Genomic DNA, 15,477 nt, shown 5'->3' with positions numbered 1-15,477 from the left:
ATGACTAATGACCAATGACCAATGACTAATGACCAATGACCAATGACTAATGACTAAATAATTGTTCCATCAGGAATTACAGCATTTTTCAGCACAACGACGATGCCACTACGGATGTAGAAACCTTGACTTTCGCGGTCGGCTTCTTGCACGTTATCTTTATTGATAATTTTGACATCGTGACCGATACTAGCGTTTTTATCAATGATGGCACGGCGAATAATTGAGTCAGTACCAATACCTACAGGAATATTGCCTTTTTCTACGTTGCATTGGCGTTCCACAGAAGGTTGGTAAAAATCTGCACCCATGAGCAAAGATTCTTCGATCAGGCAGCCAGATTCAATGCGCGATCGCACTCCCAAAACTGAATGCTGAATGCGGCAATTTTTCAAAATGCAACCTTCGCCGATAATTGATTCTGTGACGTGGCAATCTAAAAGTTTACTTGGAGGTAAGTAGCGAGCGCGGGTATAAATTGGTGCTTCTTCATCGTAGAAACTAAAAGGCGGCTGGGGTTGCTGAGTTAGCGCTAGATTTGCATGATAAAATGCTTCGATTGTTCCAATATCTTCCCAGTAGTCATCAAATAGATAAGCTTGAACGTTGTAATCTTTAGAGGCATCAGGAATAATTTCTTTGCCGAAATCCGTCCGTTCTAAAGATTCTCTCAACAACTTGAACAAAACCTCTTTTTTAAAGACATAAATCCCCATTGAGGCAATGTAAGGCTGTTGCAGGGCTTGTTCTTTTGATAATCCTAGTACGCTTGTATCAACACGCATTTGGATTAACGCTTCACCTTTGGGTTTTTCGCTAAAATCAATGACTCTACCAGAATCGTCAATTTTCATCAAGCCAAAATCTGAAGCACGGCGCTCATCGATGGGGATGACTGACAGAGTAATATCAGCCCCCGTGTCTCTATGGCGCTGGATAAACTGGCGATAATCCATGCGGTAGAGGTGATCTCCTGAGAGGATGAGATATTCCTCTGCATTCCATTCTTCCAACAGCCAGAGATACTGACGCACAGCATCGGCTGTACCTTGGAACCAGTTAGGGTTTTCTGGTGTTTGTTGTGCAGCTAACACTTCCACAAACCCTTCGTTGAAGCCAGTAAAGTTGTAGGTACGGGCGATGTGACGATTCAAGGAAGCTGAGTTGAATTGTGTCAGGACGTAGATTTTGAATATTTCGGAATTTATGCAGTTACTAACAGGGATATCGATTAGGCGATACTTACCCGCTACTGGTACTGCTGGTTTAGCGCGGAGTTTGGTTAGTGGGTAAAGTCGAGTACCCGCGCCACCACCAAGAATGATTGATAATACTTTCTTCACAAAATTTCTCCTGACTGCCTTTCAACTCTCACTCTCAGTTTAGGACTGTCTGCCACCACAGGTAAGGGGGGATCAAATATTCTCAGGGATGAATTTTAAAAAATACTGCTGGTGATAGATAATGCTGCTTGGAAGTAGACAACTAGAACATTTGTATTAATTTGGATGATAATGCGGTGCGATCGCTAGACTATATTCATGCTGAGGGACATAACTAAGGGTCTGCTGAAAGTAATCTGCAAATTGAGGTGAAGTGCAATGCCCATTAAACACCCAACTTCGGTGTATTTATTCTCTTATTAACTAAACGTAATTGCTGCGATCGCTTCAGACTCATCACCCAAGGTTGCTCTGACAACTGAGAAATGGCATTTGCTGACAGTGTTGCCGTAAAAATATCTTTCCCACTGGTAACACCACTAACGCCTAAACTTTCTAAAACAGCAGTTGCAGCCGAGTTTAAAATTGGTTCAGTATGGATGAAAACCCCCAAATTAATTTCTTCTGAATTTTGAGCATCATTCAGCGCTGTTGCAAGAGCGGCATCTAGTTTCTGATAATTCATCAGCAACTCCTTGGTGAGGGTAGACAATTTTTGCCTACCCTAACTTATCAAATTTATAAGTTATTATTGCCTACCCTTGTATAGAAATAATATCCGCCTTTCTCAATCTAATTACAGATTTAAGGCATTAATCACTCCATAACCCCATTTGTCATCAAATGTGCCTGCGGGTTTTCCGGGAATAGCGCTATTTTTACGTAGCAAGTCTTTCACAGCAGCCGGATCGAGTTTGGGATCTCGCTGCAAGAGTAGCGCTACTAATCCACTAACAAACGGTGTTGCCATACTGGTACCAGCCTGTACCACAAACTTGGAAGTAATCATCGACGAACGGTCAAAACTGGCATCGGCGGAAAGCGTGGAAATAATCATTGCTCCTGGTGCTGCTACATCCGGCTTGTGTCCATTATTTCGTAGTGGCCCTTCACTACTGAATTCCGAAATAGTATGCAATTCTAAGCCCATTTCTCGCACTTGATTATCAATATCTGTGTATTTGGTTTTAGTCGTATAGGCAGCAACTGTAATTGCACTGCTGGCGGTTCCTGGCGAACCAATTTTTAACGCATCCTTGACACTTTTACCTGTGAAAAATACTGATGAAGTGTCATCTAATGTCCACACATCTAAACGGGTGTCAGTTGAAGAAGCATTGCGGATTCGCAGTTGCCAAACTCCTCCCATTACTGGGGAGGGGCCTATACCACGTATTTGCAGAAAGAAATTATGGTCGCTGTTGGCTTGGTCTGGCCCTGGTGTCGCTAATTGCACCCGTGCATCTGGTAACTGATAATCTTGTGCGGCATTACCCTCAGTAATAATTTTTTGGAAGGGGGTGACAAAACCGTTAGGACTCCGCACAGACACTTCTAATTCGCTGTCTTTGGAATACCAACCGTTTAACCAAACTATGCCTATTTGATTCAAAGGAACATTGAAGCGCATACCGCGAGTGCGTCCACTGGGTATTGTCGCTTGACCATGAATATTGGCGTTCCCTTCGTTACCCGCAGCACAGCAAACTATTCTTCCAGGGCCAGTTTCGGCGTCAATAACTTTTGATAAGGAATCACTACCATCATGGGCATCAGCGTGTCCACCCAAGCTGAGATTTACCACTGCTGGGCGTCCCAACTCTCTAGCAACTCGGAAAATGTAACGAACGCCATCAGCAATGTGGGCATCCTGTAAATCTGACCTGACGACAACTAATTCTGCTTCTGGTGCGACACCGCCATAGCTAGCATCGGCACCGGCAGCAATTCCAGCAACGTGAGTACCATGACCGCCAGTATCCTGAGAAATTGTCAGTTGCGCCCCCGTAAATTCACCCCCATAGCCGCCCTCTTTCACTCCTGGCCCTGGCAGTGTTTGATCCCAAATGTGTAAAATTCGTCCCGCAAAGGCAGGGTGTTTCGGATCGATGCCACTGTCTATAATGCCGATGATTACTCCTTTACCAGTCAGTCCGGTTTGGTTTTTAAACTCCGGCAGTTTGACTTTTCCTAGTGCAGTGTCCATCCTCAAATGAAGTTTGCGTGATGGCTTGATGCGTTGGATAACATCTTCTTCAGATAAGACATCTAAACTATCTAACGGCAAGAAAGCCGTCCGCACACTCCCAGAGTTTTGATTGACTTCAATATTATATTGTGATAAATAACTCAAGTCTGCATCAGGGTCGCAGTAGATAAAAACGACGCTCTTAGTGGGCTTGACTGGGCTTTTGTGGGCAATGATGCCAAGCGATCGCTTGTGTGTGACTAAAGCTTGCTCTCCTTCATTTTGATAGTCTTGAAATGCCAAAAGTAGTCCGGGAGAAAGTTTTTCGTGCCTCATTTTTACCTCTAATTAAATTTATTGACACTCAGCACATTAGTGATTTTGGTCGGATAACTCGCTTTAGATTCATGCAGCTAATGTAGTTTTTTAGCCTTGATTATTTGATGCAATTATAGATATCTACTTTTTTTATAGATAACATCAAATAAGCTTAGGAGGCGGGAAGTTCTTCCTAAGACAATTGCTAATTTATAACTCATATTCTTTAATTTTGTCTCCCTCATAGTTATTTTCTGTGCTTGTGAGGCATGTTTGAGCAGCCGCATCTCTGAATTACCCAAGACTAGGGTCACTGGAAATTTTTATGAAGCTATTAAACTAATTCAGTGTCTGCTTCAATGATTACGGACAAAGTGAATAAAATAAAATTAAGAATAATTAAGTAATGCATAAAAAATATAATTTTAATCAATATGAAATACCCAAATAAACTGTAATCTAAATAGTTAAGACTGATAACATTTGCGTATAAAGTCGGAGAAGACAAACTAAATCGCTAATGACTACTGGCAAATGACAGATTCTCTATCATAAGTAAGAGCCATAAAGAAGCGAATATTTGCAACGATCGCTTCTAAAGGTACAAAAAGTTATTCATGCAAATTCAAACACCAGACTGGGTGAAACACGCGGTTTTCTACCAAATCTTTCCAGACCGCTTTGCCAGAAGCAAACAGCCGCGCAAACGGCTGTTGCGTGAGGCCCGTTGGGAAGATTGGGACGCTATGCCAACACTCCAGGGTTATAAAGGCGGCGATTTATGGGGCATTATCGAGGGTTTAGACTACATAGAAAGTTTGGGGATTAACGCGATTTACTTTACACCCATTTTTCAATCCGCCAGCAATCATCGCTATCATACCCACGATTATTATCAAGTTGACCCGATGCTGGGGGGCAACGAAGCTTTTAAAGAATTGCTAGATGCAGCCCATCAACGGAATATCAAAGTTGTTCTGGATGGCGTGTTTAACCATTCCAGCCGGGGCTTTTTCTTCTTCCATGACGTTTTAGAGAATGGCCCCCATTCGCCTTGGGTAAATTGGTTCAAAATTGAAGGCTGGCCTCTGGCACCATACAATGGGGAATTCCCTTCAAACTACGTGGGTTGGGCAGGAAATCGTGCCTTGCCAGAATTTAACCACGACAATCCAGAAGTACGCGAATATATTATGGAAATTGCCGAATATTGGATTAAATTCGGCATCGACGGTTGGCGATTAGATGTACCATTTGAAATAAAAACTCCTGGTTTTTGGCAGGAATTCCGCGATCGCGTCAAGGCAGTCAATCCCGAAGCCTATATTGTGGGCGAAGTGTGGGGAGATTCCCGCGAGTGGTTGGATGGAACGCAATTTGACGGCGTGATGAATTATCTATTTACCGGGCCAACAATTGCCTTTACAGCAGGCGATCGCGTAGTCTTAGAACAAGTCCAAAGCCGCGACTATCAACCCTATCCACCCTTATTTGCCGCCGAGTACGCCACCAAAATCCAAGAAGTACTGCAACTTTACCCTTGGGAAATTCAGCTAACTCAACTCAATTTGCTCGCAAGTCACGATACAGCCCGATTGATGACCATTGCAGGCGGTGATATAGGTAGTATAGAATTGTCAACCTTACTGCTACTCACCTTTCCCGGTGCGCCCAGCATTTACTATGGTGATGAAGTTGGTTTACCTGGTGCTATAGATCCAGACTCACGTCGTAGTTTTCCTTTAGAGGCTAACTGGAATCAAGAAATTTACAATACTCACCGTCAATTAATTGCCCTGCGCCACACTTACCCAGCATTGCGTACAGGTGATTACCAAGTCCTCCATGCTCAAGGACAAATTTATATCTTTGCGCGAACTTTAGGGACAGAGGAATTGATAATTGCCGTCAACGCTGGCACAAGTTCGGCAACAGCGAATACAGATATCGCCAGTTTGCGTACTCAACCCAACAAGTTGTTATATGGTACTGCTGAAGTTGAGTGGAATGGTGAAGGAGAGACTCAGCAATTGACCTTGACTGTTCCCGCACGCAGTGGTTGCATTCTGGGAGTGGGGAGTAGGGAGTAGGGATGAAGCAGGGGGCAAGGGGGAGAATAATAAAATTACCTTTTTCTTTTTCCCCTCTGCCCCCTGCCCCTCTGCCTCTTCTCAATGCCCTTAACTTCCCGCCACTACCCCAGGCATCAACACCGCATCAATAATATGGATTACGCCATTGTCTGCCAGAATATCTGTTTTGACGACATTGGCGTTATTCACCTTAAATTTCCCGTCAGCAGATTCAATCGCTACAATTGATCCCTCAAGCGTCTCTGCCTCATTAATCTGTACCAAATCATCAGAGCGAACATCCCCACTAGCGACATGATACGCCACAATTTTCTTGAGCTTGGGGATATCTTGTAGTAGCGAATCTAAAGTTCCCTCTGGCAGATTGGCAAAGGCTTCGTCAGTTGGTGCAAATAGTGTGAAAGAACCAGGACTCTTTAAAATTTCTATGAGATTTGCAGCTTCAGCAGCTTTCACCAGGGTATTGAAATTTCCCGCGTTGATAGCAGTTTCTACAAGGTCAGCCATAAGGGTGTGTGACTTTAGTCAGGTAATATTATAAGTAACTTAACTTATAAAGTGATTAAAACACTCTCAACCTCTATCAACAGAGAGGTTGCTAGCGATTAAATGCACAGCAGCCGATTTATCAGTACTGCTACACTGGGGAATGACCCCAAGAACCCCTGATTATGCTAAAGCGTTCTAAGTTCGAGACAACTCAGTCTCAGATTATGCACCGTGCTGAGGATCTGATTAGTGCAGCCTCAAATCGTTACCGCATTACGGTTCAGGTGGCAAATCGTGCTAAACGTCGGCGTTATGAAGACTTTGAAAGTAACGAAGATGTGATGATGAAGCCAGTGCTAAGGGCAATTATCGAAATGTCCGATGAATTGACTCAGCCAGAAATTATTGGCGAACTATAAAAAAAGGCTTTAGAGAAGGTAGGATGAGCAAAAATTTCTCGTTCATTCAACCCCTACTCAAACCCTGGCAGACACTCACTGCTTTCATGGTGGTGGGTGTAATTGTTTTGGGTTTAGGGGCGGGCAAATCAATACATACAAGTTTATTTAGTATCCAACCCGCATACGCTCAGAGAATCACTCCTGGCGATGTTTGGCAAGAAGTTTATCAGCAATTGCCAGATTTACCACGAGAAAATAAATATATCAGCAAAGAAAATGGGAAAGTTGCCGAAAGCAACACCTTAGTAAATCGCCTGATTCGATATCACATTTATACCAAAGGGCGGGCCCCCATTTATCGCTTGGATTGGAAGCTGACTTTAGCTGATTACCTGGGTGCAAATGAAATTATGTATGATGCTAGCTATCCGGGAAATGATTCATTACGGGAAAATCCGATAGAAGGCGATCGCAAAGCCATTACCCGTCTCACCCGCAGCCAGCGAAATGCCCTAGTGCAAGTCTTAGTCAATATATTTAACCCTACCCAAGATACCCAATCTCCCAGCCCTAACACCGCACCCAGTCCCAATACATCAACTACCCCACAGCCACCCCAACGAGGAGGTGCCGAACTACTGAAATGACAAACTTCCTTTGGGTTCCTCTGCGTTTAAAAAACTAAGCTATGGAACGCGTTGTCAAAAGCGGATTGGGTTGGCGTATTGGCTGGAACCCCGATGCACCTGAGTTTAAAGGTTTAGTTGGTACAGATGATTGGGCAATTGAGTTAACTGAAACTGAGTTGAATGATTTTTGCCGTTTACTAGCACAGCTAGCAGACACCATGAAGCAACTTGCAACTGAATTAATGGAAGAGGAAAAAATTGCTTGTGAAGCCGAAAGCAATCTATTATGGATGGAGGTAGAAGGTTACCCTCACGATTACAGTCTGCGCTTCATCTTGAATACAGGCCGATGTGTAGAGGGTAAATGGGATGCTTCTGCTGTTCCAGATTTGCTGCAAGCGACTGGGATGCTTAAGGTTTTTTAAATTTGCCTCTTGCTTATCCTAAAATTTTGCTGTATGATAGTAATTCTGACCGGGGCGTAGCGCAGCTTGGTAGCGCGCCACTTTGGGGTAGTGGAGGTCGTGGGTTCGAATCCCGCCGCTCCGATTGATGATAAGCCATGCCTGCTAGTCTTTTTAAAAGATTGGCAGGTTTTTCAGTAAGCACTGACTATTAGAGTGCTTATATATCAACAGTCTTTTGCTATTTGCATAACTGAGGTGTACTCTACCAGTATCGTGTCAAAGCAGCATAGTTGCATAGAAGTTGCATATTAAATTTATTTATCCAATTCCAGTAAAAGTAAACAAAATCTTATCTAAAAACCACTATAAGCATTTAAAACTTAAAAAATTACTATTTTAATTAATTATCAAAATTCAATTTTGCATACATTTACTTTATGTACAAATAAATAGCAAGCGTATACGGAAAATTACATAGATAGTTTGACGTTAGAAAACTAACATCACCTAGATAAGGATAATGCACACTTAGTATGCGAAAAGCTACATACTTTGCATACTTCAGTATATTTTCATGCAACTTTACTTTTTATGCTTGCTAGGGAATCCAAAAGGAAACGGGACTCTTAACTGTGTTACTACCTAAATAATCTAAAAAACGAATTTATGATTATTTCTGAGGAATAACGCAAAAGTACTTAAACAATTATTAATATTTAAAATTGAAGTAAATTTTTAATGAAATACGTTATTCTATAACTTTTTTTGGGAAATATATAACTACACTGGTTTTATATTTTGTATTTATTCATATGTCAAACATTAATATAGAACAACTTCAAGAAAAACTCAACAATAGTCGAGCTAAATATGAGTCTCGAAAGGCACAACTTAAGCAGCAAGGAATAAACATAACTTTTGCAGAGTTAGATGCACATAGAGAATTAGCACAATTAAGAAATGAATATATCACTTTAGAAAATGACTTATGTAAATACAAGCTAGAAAATCAGAATGAAGCAAATAATAAAGCCAAAAAAGTTGTTGAGAAAATAGTAAAAGAAGTGGAGAAGCTACATCATACTGAAGCAGAATATTCAGAGTTCAACGAATCTGAACAAATATATGTAGTAGAGCAACAAATTATTAACGAAGATGTTAAAATTGAGTCTGAACAAATATATATAGTAGAGCAACAAAATATTAATGAAGACTTCAAAATTGAATTTGAAAACATAAGTAATAAATTATGGGAGTCTTTGTTAAGAAAGTTTCTCATCAATATTGGTATTCCGGTTATTAATGGAGTTATTAATTCCTCAAAAGAAGGAAAAATAGGAGCAGTCGCTCTTGGAAGTGCTGCAACTGTAGCTAGTTTAGCGAATGATGGGAATATTGATAGCTTAGAAGCTGTTGGAATTGTGGGGGCAATATGGGTAGGTCAACAAATTGGAGAATTATTCACATCAGCCGAAAGCTTTTACAAGCAAGGAATAGACTTTGCTGAAAAAAAACAATATCCTGAAGCAATTATTAATTTTAATAAAGCTATTAAAAAGAATAAGCAGTATACTGAAGCTTACTTCCAAAGGGGTAAGACGTACTTAAATATAGGAAATTATACAAAAGCGGATGATGATTTTGGACAGACAATTTTGCTATCTCCATCATATATTGAAGCTTATAAAGAAAGAGCAGTAGTTCGTTATACTTTAAAAAATTATGAAGGAGCAATATCAGATAATACGTTTGTCTTAAAACGCAATCCAAAGGATTCAGAAACCTACTTTAGAAGAGGAATGGCTTATCTTGGTACAAATTTTTCTACCAAAGCAATTGATGACTTTAGTGTAGCAGTTCACTTAAATCCTAGACATTCATTAAGTTATCTCTATCGTGGTAATGTATATCTCTCAATAATGAAAAAGCCAGGTGAAGCAATTCGTGATTTTAATCATGCTATTCATATAGACTCTTCTCTTGATGAGGCTTATTTAGGTCTTGCAACAGCTTATTGTCAATTAAAGCACTACAATGCTGCTATCAAAGAGTATTCTAAAGCTATTTTGAGCAGTATTCAAGATATTAGGATAAGTGCTTATGCAGGACGTTGCTTATCACATATAGCATTGAATAATAGGTGGAAAGCTAGACATGATGCTTTTATGGCAGGTTTGAAATTAAAACAACTTGCTTTTAATAGAACAGAAACCCTTGCCTTAACAGCTATTCCAGTAACGTTGTTAGCAATAACAATGCTTTTTAGAACCATTTATCAAAATTCCTACAAAACATCTGTATTAATACAACCTGTTTCCGTAAGAGTTGTTGCTAACTGATAATTATTTTTTATTACTCCTCATTGTAAACACTAGCATTCAGATGCAATTTATCATGTGTTTTCAATTTCTGCATCATCCAACAAATTACTCATATGACCTCACATCAAAATAAGAATGCGTATATTTGACAAAGAATGTAGTATTTTGCACGTAAATATAAATTTATTTACTTTATCCAAAACTACAAGTTGGTCAATCTTAACATTCTTTATTGAGAAGAGTGTATTCTAGAGAACTTATCAGTTACTGAAAGCCAAGTAAAAGGAGGGACGATACTTGTTGTAAAACTCTCTAGGTGATGTGATTCAAGCTAACGATTTTACACTAAGGGACTTCCAAATAAAAAAATATCCCATCGCTTTTAAGCTAGGGGGCAGAGGGAGGAAAAGTCATTTTGATTCCAAAAATTGGATAATTTATTTTTTGGAGTTCCTAAGCAGTCATGTCATAAAATTGTACGCTTAGTAGTCTAATTCATCCTGCAACTATGCAACGCCAAAATTTGGTATGTTACTCATGCTCAGACGCTTACGCAACCGTCAAATTTTCTCGGTGGCTATGCTTGTGCTTGTTATATGCTTTACTGTGTTAAGTGTGCGTTCCTTTGGGCAAACAATTATGACATCAGCACCCCAATTGCTCACCGACCCATTTTTACAACTGCCAACTGAAACCTCAGTGCAAGTAGTTTGGTTTACTGAGTTCGCTGGTGTTAATCACACAGTAACCTACGGTGAAAATCTTAAACAAACTGCTAAGGCAAATACTACCAAACTCACTCGCACTCGTGAAGACCAGGAGTCAAGAGTTGCAAACCAAATCAAAGACGGACAAGTTTATCAAAAACCCGTCCAACGCGACATTTGGCGGCATGAGGCTGAGGTGATTGGGTTAACTCCTGATTTGCGGGTAAATTATCGCATTACGAGTGTGCGAGAAGACGGTGAGAGGGTTAGCAGTGATGTTTTTAGCCTCGCAGCTACTCCAAAACCGGATATACCACTAAAAATTCTACTCACCTCTGACCATCAGTTAAAGCCGATGACATCTGCAAATCTGCAAAAGGTGGTAGAAACAGTTGGACGGGTTGATGGAGTGTGGTTTGCTGGTGATTTGGTCAATGTTAGCGATCGCGCCTCAGAATGGTTTGATGATAATAGTGGTGGTGCGTTGTTTCCCGGTTTACAAGGTCGTGCTAAATATGACATGACACACGACGGTGTTAAGACAACTTACACTGGTGGACAAATAATTCAACATGCACCCATGTTTACTTGCATTGGCAATCATGAGGTGATGGGGCGATTTGCCAGGATGGGAAGTTTAAATGATGAATTTGATGATACAATTCCCCGCGTAGTTGCTCAAAAAATCTATCGGGACAAATCTTTAATAGATAATTCTTTTAATACTAATACTTACGAAGAAATTTTCTCTTTACCAAAAAGTAAAGAGGGTGGAAAAAGGTATTATGCAGTCAGTTTTGGTGATGTGCGTTTGGTGGTACTCTACACTACGAATATGTGGCGCACTCCTAACTTAAATGGAAAGCGTAAGGGTAGATATCAGGAAGCCGAAAAGGATTTAAATAATCCGGAAAATTGGGGTTATGGACAGGTGATTTATGAGCCAATTGCTAAAGGCAGCAAGCAGTACAATTGGCTAGAGGCAGAACTAAACAGCCCTGAGTTTAAACAAGCAAAATACAAAGTTGTAATGTTCCATCATCCACCCCACACTCTGGGTGATAATATAGTTCCTGCTTATACAGAACCGGTTCAAATAATTGAAGGGGATAGCGATAATATTAAAGCAGTGCGTTATGAATATCCCAAAGACGCAGATTATATTATCCGCGATGTTGTGCCTTTATTAGAAGTAGCTAATGTGCAATTGGTATTCTATGGGCATTCTCATTTGTGGAACCGTTTTGTTAGTCCCAGTGGAATGCACTTTTTGGAAACATCTAATGTGGGCAATACTTACGGTGCTGCTTGGGGTGATAGAAAGCGAGAAGTGCCTATTGGATATCAAGAGGATTATGTTAAGCTTGGCGATCCCAATGGTTTAGAACCGATAGTGCCAACAATTTCCCCTTTGCTGGGCGAAGATGGGAAGCCGATGCCTTATATTGCGAGTAATGATATTACGGTTTTCAGTATCTTTGATACGGGAACAGGTACGATAAGTAGTTATCGTTTTGATACTCGCAAGCCTGATTCGGAAGTATTGAAGTTTGACGAATTTAAATTGAAATAGTCATCCTTACCATTACCGCCTGGGAATAAATTCCCAGGCTAATAGCTAAAGTCCTCTCAAGAGGACTAAATACAAAATTTTTGGCGTTGCTGATTTCATGTATGAAAACGATTCTGCATGATATCAAAATCCTTGTAAAGACGTTGCAATGCAACGTCTCTACATCTTGATTCATACCGCAATTCAGCAACGCCAAATTTTCAGCCATTGTAGATGGCTATCATATCTAAAATGGAGAATTTCAGTCCACTTGAGTGGACTTTAGCTATCAGCCCAGAACTTCAGTTCAGGGCGGGATATCGGGTGAGCGCGATACTTTGACTGTTACAAAAATATGGATAACGACAAGTAAAAAAGGGGGGATCTCTTCTGCGTAAGTCCTAAAATTATAGACTAGCGATCGCTTCGACAACTAAATTAGAAACAAAGGGCAAAATCTCCCGACTCTTAGCTTGCGCTTTCCCTTCAGTAAATACCACTAAGAGGTAAGGACGCCGATCTGGTAACTCAATATACGCGGCATCATGGCGAACTTGACTTGTCCAACCTGCCTTTGACCAAATTTGAGCATTTTCAGTCAGTCCACCGCCTAAAAAACCTGTTACCTGATTTTCCTCGGCGTCAGGGGGCAAATCGTTGAGAGTCCGTTTGAGCAAAGCCATCATTGTTTGCGATCGCCCACTTGAAACCGCCACCCCACCTACAATACTATGCAGTAACCTGGCGATCGCATTTGTTGTCAACATATTACGATTTTCCAGCAACTCTCCCACAAACGCCCGTTCCCGTCCATAAGGGCCATCACCCCAAGTTTTTTGACAGACGTTTATCGTCTCCATTTCTTCCCAACCCAAAGATTGGTAATAACGATTAACAATATTACGCTGATATTTCCAAGTTTCAAAGGGCCCTGTTGGTAATTCTGGCCCTGATGTGGTACCACTCAGAATATCCACAATCAAGCTGGTAGCATCATTGCTAGAATCTACAATCATATCCCGCAAGGCTCGCTCCAACTCTTTGGAAGTCTGCTGGATCATGCCTTTTTCTAACCATTCGTTTACCGCCACCAGATAAAATAGCTTGACTACACTCGCAGGATAAATCCGCTCAACACCACGATAAGTAAAACCACGAACTGGATGATCCCAAAAAGCATTGGGAGTCAGCGCACCTCCAGTATTTACCAGCACTGGTGGATCGTAAACAACCCAAGTTAGGGCAATTTGGTTACGGGCTAAAGTCCCAAATGCTGCCCAAGTTGCATCTAAAATGCCTAACCCAAGATTTTCGAGTTGTTCGTCTTTATTAAAAAAAATCATTCTCGAATAATGTCCCTTAATCTACAATCCAAAATCCAAAATCCAAAATCAGGGGAGTATCAGTGTTTAGCTGACCTAAATTTATATGATTCTCCTGAATGTACACGCTTGGCAACTCAAGCCGCATCTGGGCGACATTTATGGGTAACATCAAATCATCAAAATTCAGCGGTTGAGGTGTATTTGTGTGAAGATGACTATCTGGGATGGGTATCCCTTTTAGATTTTGATTCATTACAACCTGCTACTGTACATTATCAGGCTGCAACATTTTCTGAATCTGAGATTAAAAAACTCATAGCAGAGGTCATCGCCTTTACCCAAAAAGCGATGCAACAATCCAATTATTACCTTTGGGGTGGTACGCTTGGGCCAAATTATGACTGTTCTGGGTTGATGCAGGCGGCGTTTGCTTCGGTGGGTATTTGGTTACCTAGAGATGCTTATCAACAGGAAGGATTCACTCAGCCAATTACTATTGCAGAATTAGCAGCCGGGGATCTGGTATTTTTTGGAACTAGCCAAAAAGCAACCCATGTCGGACTTTATTTGGCGGATGGTTATTACATTCATAGTTCTGGCAAAGATCGGGGACGGGATGGGATTGGGATTGATATTCTCTCGGAACAGGGAGACGCGGTTAGTCAGTCGTACTATCAGCAGCTGCGAGGTGCTGGTAGAGTTATCAAGAGTTACGAACCACAGAGACGCACAGGACGCACAGGTATATGAGGAGTGGGTTAGTTTCCGAAAGGACTAGTGAGGAAAATGGGGCGATTTCAGCAATTGTCCCAGATGTTTCGGTGGTGCTGCCGATACATGACGAGGTGGAAAGTTTGCCGCTTTTACTAGAAGCGATCGCATCTACTTTATCTTCTAGTCAGATAAATTATGAAATTATTTGTGTAGATGATGGTTCTACAGATGGTTCTGGGGATTTTCTCAAGAAAGAAGCGCAAACTCGCACTGATTTAAAGGCGGTAATTTTACGTCGCAACTACGGACAAACTGCGGCAATGGCTGCTGGATTTTATTATGCAGTCGGTAAAGCGATCGTCACTTTAGATGCCGATCTCCAAAATGATCCAGCTGATATCCCCATGTTATTAGCAAAGCTGGATGAAGGTTACGATTTGGTGAGCGGTTGGCGGCAAAAACGCCAAGATGGTGCTGTCAATCGGTTACTCCCTTCCAAAATTGCCAATTGGCTAATTCGCCGCACCACTAGCGTGAATATTCATGACTATGGCTGTTCGCTGAAAGCATATCGGGCAGAACTGGTGGCAGATATGAACCTCTACGGGGAATTACACCGATTTTTACCCGCTTTGGCGTACATCGAAGGAGCTAGAATTACTGAAGTGCCAGTGCGTCATCACGCCCGTCGCTTTGGTCGTAGTAAATATGGGATTTGGCGGACATTCCGCGTGTTGATGGATTTGTTAACCATCCTGTTTATGAAAAAATTCCTCACCCGCCCAATGCATGTTTTTGGGCTGTTGGGTTTAACTTCAATGGTTTCGGGGACGCTAATCGGAATTTACTTGACTTTCGTTAAATTCGCTTTAGGTGAGATGATTGGCAATCGCCCTTTGCTGATTTTGGCAGTTCTGCTGCTAGTAACTGGAGTACAGTTGTTTTGCTTCGGCCTTTTGGCAGAATTGCTCATGCGTACATATCATGAATCCCAAGGACGGCCTATCTATCGCGTGCGAGAGGTGGTAGCAAAAAAGGTTAAGTAAGGTAACAATAGTCATTAGTCATTAGTCATTGGTCATTGGTCATTGGTCATTGGTCATTGGTCAT

General features: G+C 41.3%; 13 protein-coding genes and 1 tRNA gene. 9 read left to right on the top strand and 5 right to left on the bottom strand.

All coding sequences use genetic code 11. The features are described 5' to 3' along the window. Nucleotides 1-53 precede the first annotated feature (53 nt). The 3 genes from V7L01_RS16435 to V7L01_RS16425 form a co-directional block, all read right to left on the bottom strand. Nucleotides 54-1,343 carry a glucose-1-phosphate adenylyltransferase gene (locus V7L01_RS16435; RefSeq protein WP_335036463.1) on the bottom strand — a complete coding sequence of 430 codons (1,290 nt, stop codon included), beginning with the start codon at nt 1,341-1,343 and terminating at the stop codon, nt 54-56. 265 nt (nt 1,344-1,608) lie between these two features. Continuing rightward, complete coding sequence (locus V7L01_RS16430; protein ID WP_335036461.1) at nt 1,609-1,908, bottom strand: hypothetical protein; 300 nt, start codon at nt 1,906-1,908, stop codon at nt 1,609-1,611. 111 nt (nt 1,909-2,019) lie between these two features. Next, nucleotides 2,020-3,747 carry a S8 family peptidase gene (locus V7L01_RS16425; RefSeq protein ID WP_335036459.1) on the bottom strand — a complete coding sequence of 576 codons (1,728 nt, stop codon included), beginning with the start codon at nt 3,745-3,747 and terminating at the stop codon, nt 2,020-2,022. A 599-nt stretch (nt 3,748-4,346) separates the two neighbouring features. Between V7L01_RS16425 and V7L01_RS16420 the strand changes: the two genes are divergently transcribed. Next, complete coding sequence (locus V7L01_RS16420; RefSeq protein ID WP_335036456.1) at nt 4,347-5,819, top strand: glycoside hydrolase family 13 protein; 1,473 nt, start codon at nt 4,347-4,349, stop codon at nt 5,817-5,819. 90 nt (nt 5,820-5,909) lie between these two features. Here the strand turns inward: V7L01_RS16420 and V7L01_RS16415 are convergent, their stop codons facing one another. Continuing rightward, entirely contained in the window at nt 5,910-6,329 is a 420-nt protein-coding gene (locus V7L01_RS16415) for a fasciclin domain-containing protein (RefSeq protein WP_335036454.1), read from the bottom strand. Between the two features lie 164 nt (nt 6,330-6,493). Between V7L01_RS16415 and V7L01_RS16410 the strand changes: the two genes are divergently transcribed. The 6 genes from V7L01_RS16410 to V7L01_RS16385 all read left to right on the top strand — a co-directional run bounded on the left by V7L01_RS16410 (nt 6,494) and on the right by V7L01_RS16385 (nt 12,349). After that, entirely contained in the window at nt 6,494-6,730 is a 237-nt protein-coding gene (locus tag V7L01_RS16410; RefSeq protein ID WP_229550577.1) for a DNA-directed RNA polymerase subunit omega, read from the top strand. A 23-nt stretch (nt 6,731-6,753) separates the two neighbouring features. Further along, nucleotides 6,754-7,359 (top strand): hypothetical protein, encoded by a 606-nt coding sequence (locus V7L01_RS16405; protein WP_335036452.1) that lies wholly within the window; start codon nt 6,754-6,756, stop codon nt 7,357-7,359. A gap of 41 nt (nt 7,360-7,400) precedes the next feature. Beyond that, a complete protein-coding gene (locus tag V7L01_RS16400) occupies nt 7,401-7,766 on the top strand; it encodes a DUF1818 family protein (RefSeq protein WP_335036450.1) in 366 nt (121 codons plus the stop codon). A 50-nt stretch (nt 7,767-7,816) separates the two neighbouring features. After that, nucleotides 7,817-7,890 (top strand) — tRNA-Pro (locus V7L01_RS16395). Nucleotides 7,891-8,560: 670 nt separating this feature from the next. Further along, nucleotides 8,561-10,087 (top strand): tetratricopeptide repeat protein, encoded by a 1,527-nt coding sequence (locus V7L01_RS16390; RefSeq protein ID WP_335036448.1) that lies wholly within the window; start codon nt 8,561-8,563, stop codon nt 10,085-10,087. Between the two features lie 621 nt (nt 10,088-10,708). Beyond that, nucleotides 10,709-12,349 carry a metallophosphoesterase family protein gene (locus V7L01_RS16385; protein WP_335036602.1) on the top strand — a complete coding sequence of 547 codons (1,641 nt, stop codon included), beginning with the start codon at nt 10,709-10,711 and terminating at the stop codon, nt 12,347-12,349. Between the two features lie 386 nt (nt 12,350-12,735). Here the strand turns inward: V7L01_RS16385 and V7L01_RS16380 are convergent, their stop codons facing one another. Beyond that, nucleotides 12,736-13,671: a serine hydrolase gene (locus tag V7L01_RS16380; protein WP_335036446.1), complete on the bottom strand. Its 936-nt coding sequence runs from the start codon at nt 13,669-13,671 to the stop codon at nt 12,736-12,738. Between the two features lie 9 nt (nt 13,672-13,680). Here V7L01_RS16380 and V7L01_RS16375 point away from each other — a divergent pair, with 9 nt between their 5' ends. Further along, nucleotides 13,681-14,403 (top strand): C40 family peptidase, encoded by a 723-nt coding sequence (locus V7L01_RS16375; protein WP_335036444.1) that lies wholly within the window; start codon nt 13,681-13,683, stop codon nt 14,401-14,403. After that, a complete protein-coding gene (locus V7L01_RS16370) occupies nt 14,400-15,413 on the top strand; it encodes a glycosyltransferase family 2 protein (RefSeq protein ID WP_335036442.1) in 1,014 nt (337 codons plus the stop codon). The genes V7L01_RS16375 and V7L01_RS16370 overlap by 4 nt, the downstream gene beginning before the upstream one ends. Nucleotides 15,414-15,477 lie beyond the last annotated feature (64 nt).

The organism is Nostoc sp., assembly GCF_036917095.1.
Taxonomy (GTDB): domain Bacteria; phylum Cyanobacteriota; class Cyanobacteriia; order Cyanobacteriales; family Nostocaceae; genus Nostoc.
Note: the sequence above shows the minus strand (reverse complement) of the source record. Positions and strands in the feature narration are given on the sequence as shown.

Coding starts and splice junctions, on each gene's coding strand:
- V7L01_RS16380 (WP_335036446.1), bottom strand. CDS start 13,671: ATGATTTTTTTTAATAAAGACGAACAACTCGAAAATCTTGGGTTAGGC.
- V7L01_RS16430 (WP_335036461.1), bottom strand. CDS start 1,908: ATGAATTATCAGAAACTAGATGCCGCTCTTGCAACAGCGCTGAATGAT.
- V7L01_RS16410 (WP_229550577.1), top strand. CDS start 6,494: ATGCTAAAGCGTTCTAAGTTCGAGACAACTCAGTCTCAGATTATGCAC.
- V7L01_RS16370 (WP_335036442.1), top strand. CDS start 14,400: ATGAGGAGTGGGTTAGTTTCCGAAAGGACTAGTGAGGAAAATGGGGCG.
- V7L01_RS16420 (WP_335036456.1), top strand. CDS start 4,347: ATGCAAATTCAAACACCAGACTGGGTGAAACACGCGGTTTTCTACCAA.
- V7L01_RS16400 (WP_335036450.1), top strand. CDS start 7,401: ATGGAACGCGTTGTCAAAAGCGGATTGGGTTGGCGTATTGGCTGGAAC.
- V7L01_RS16415 (WP_335036454.1), bottom strand. CDS start 6,329: ATGGCTGACCTTGTAGAAACTGCTATCAACGCGGGAAATTTCAATACC.
- V7L01_RS16390 (WP_335036448.1), top strand. CDS start 8,561: ATGTCAAACATTAATATAGAACAACTTCAAGAAAAACTCAACAATAGT.
- V7L01_RS16425 (WP_335036459.1), bottom strand. CDS start 3,747: ATGAGGCACGAAAAACTTTCTCCCGGACTACTTTTGGCATTTCAAGAC.
- V7L01_RS16405 (WP_335036452.1), top strand. CDS start 6,754: ATGAGCAAAAATTTCTCGTTCATTCAACCCCTACTCAAACCCTGGCAG.
- V7L01_RS16375 (WP_335036444.1), top strand. CDS start 13,681: ATGTCCCTTAATCTACAATCCAAAATCCAAAATCCAAAATCAGGGGAG.
- V7L01_RS16385 (WP_335036602.1), top strand. CDS start 10,709: ATGACATCAGCACCCCAATTGCTCACCGACCCATTTTTACAACTGCCA.